Here is an 873-nt window from a genome sequence, read left to right on the forward strand (position 1 = left end):
TCTCGGCCTCGCTCTTCTTGTTCGTCACGACCGGGATGCGGACGAAATTGAACCGGCGCTTCAGCGCGGACGAGAGGTCGTTGACCCCCCGGTCTCTGCTGTTGGCGGTGGCGATGATCGAGAAGCCGGGCTTGGCGAAGACGATGTTCTCGCCGTCGGCGCCGTCGAGTTCGGGGACCGAGATGTACTTCTCGGAGAGGATCGAGATGAGCGCGTCCTGCACGTCGCTGGTGGAGCGGGTCAGCTCCTCGAAGCGGCCGATGGTGCCGGTCTCCATCGCGGTCATGATCGGCGAGGGGATCATCGACGCGCGGGACTGGCCCTTGGCGATGACCATCGACACGTTCCAGGAGTACTTGATGTGGTCCTCGGTCGTGCCGGCCGTGCCCTGGACCACCTGCGTGGAGTTGCGGCTGATCGCGGCCGAGAGGAGTTCGGCGAGCCAGCTCTTGCCGGTGCCGGGGTCGCCGATGAGGAGCAGGCCGCGGTCGGAGGCGAGGGTGACGATGGAGCGCTCGACGAAGCTGCGGTCGCCGAACCACTTCTGCGACACCTCCCGGTCCAGACCGTCGGCGCGCTCGGAGCCGAGGATGAACAGGCGGACCATCTTCGGGGAGAGGCGCCAGGAGAACGGCTTGGGGTTGTCGTCGATCGACTCCAGCCAGTCGAGTTCCTCGGCGTACTTGATCTCGGCGGGAGCGCGGAGCAGGTCGGACATGTACGGAGCCTTTCGGTCTCGGGTGAGGTCTCAGGTGAGGAAGGTCTTGAGTTCGTGCACGAGCTTGCCGATGTGGCCGGAGATCACCGGGGTGCCGAGCGCCTTGAACCGCTCCCGGAACCAGGGGTTGACCTCCTGCCGTCCGGAGCTGGTCA

At 66.0% G+C, this 873-nt stretch carries 1 protein-coding gene; it reads right to left on the bottom strand.

All coding sequences use genetic code 11. The annotated features are described in order from the left end of the window. Nucleotides 1–718: AAA family ATPase (locus CCN37_RS38230; RefSeq protein ID WP_143262069.1), on the bottom strand; the 718-nt coding region annotated here is incomplete at its 3' end. Nucleotides 719–873 lie beyond the last annotated feature (155 nt).

The organism is Allokutzneria sp. NRRL B-24872 (assembly GCF_002155965.1).
Lineage (GTDB): Bacteria > Actinomycetota > Actinomycetes > Mycobacteriales > Pseudonocardiaceae > Allokutzneria.